This window comes from Candidatus Symbiopectobacterium sp. NZEC135 (assembly GCF_025962695.1).
In genome coordinates, this window is the sequence record NZ_JAGFPF010000662.1 from 1 (window position 1) to 1,069 (window position 1,069).

The following is a 1,069-nucleotide window of genomic DNA, read 5'->3' on the forward strand; positions in this document are numbered from 1 at the left end:
CATTCGATCAACGTGCTGAGTGGGGGGCAGGATCGCTGAAGATGGCGATCGCCATGATCATTTCAGGAACAGTGGGGTGGTTTGTGTTAGCCACAGACTTACCCGCGTTAACGGTGGTCTTTTGGCGCTGCGCTTTCGGCGCGTTAGCCATGGCGCTGGTCTGTGCTGCGCAAGGCCTTTTACGTCGAGGCATGCTGTCGCGCAGGCAGTTTTACGTGGTTGTTTTAGGCGGCATTACGCTGACGCTTAACTGGGTTTGTCTGTTCATCGCGTACGCACAGACCTCTATTGCAGTCGCAACAATAACCTATCACGTACAGCCGTTTATTTTGGTTGCGCTAGGGGCGGTGTTGTTCAATGAAACACTGACACGTTATAAGCTCGGGTGGATGGTCATTGCCTTCTCCGGTGTGACGCTGATTATGTTGGGCGGTCAGCAACAGGATCAGGATTTCGTGCAATACGTCTATGGGATAGGGTTTGCATTGGCTGCCGCCTTTTTTTACGCCATTACAGCCGCGATTACCAAGGCATTGCGCGATGTATCTCCTTGCCTGATGGTGTTTATTCAGTTAGGGGTTGGCTGCGTGATGCTGCTGCCTTTTGTTTCGCTGCCTACAGCATCCTCTGTCAGCGACGTTTGGGGGTTGCTGGTAGTGATTGGCTTTGTGCACACTGGCCTGATGTCAGTGCTGCTTTATAGTGCGGTACAAAAAATTCCGACGATAGTGGTCGGCGGGCTCGCTTTTATCTACCCGGTGGTGGCCATTTTGGTCGATGCCTGGGTGTTGCATCGCCCATTGAATGGGGGGCAGCTGACGGGAACCCTGATCGTTCTGGCGGCGGTTGCCGGCATTAATGTCCGGTGTCGTTTTTTTCAAAAAGACAACAGCGCTACTCTCCGGCATTAACGCGTTATGCTGTCCTGCATTAATATTGACCAGGGTCAGCATCCGATAGGGCGGGTTCAGGCTACGATGCGGCAACATTGTCATAGGCTTTCGCTAAACGAGATCTGTTATCAGGATGAAAACAGGAAGCATCAATGGGCAAGCGGTTTCATGTTTAT

At 52.1% G+C, this 1,069-nt stretch carries 1 protein-coding gene; it reads left to right on the forward strand.

The features are described from left to right. The first annotated feature begins 53 nt into the window (after positions 1 to 53). Positions 54 to 911, forward strand: a complete 858-nt coding sequence (locus tag J5224_RS29570) for a DMT family transporter (RefSeq protein ID WP_264628632.1) — start codon at positions 54 to 56, stop codon at positions 909 to 911. Positions 912 to 1,069 lie beyond the last annotated feature (158 nt).

Excerpts from the sequence above, each read along its gene's own strand:
- J5224_RS29570 (WP_264628632.1), top strand. The coding sequence starts at position 54 with ATGATCATTTCAGGAACAGTGGGGTGGTTTGTGTTAGCCACAGACTTA.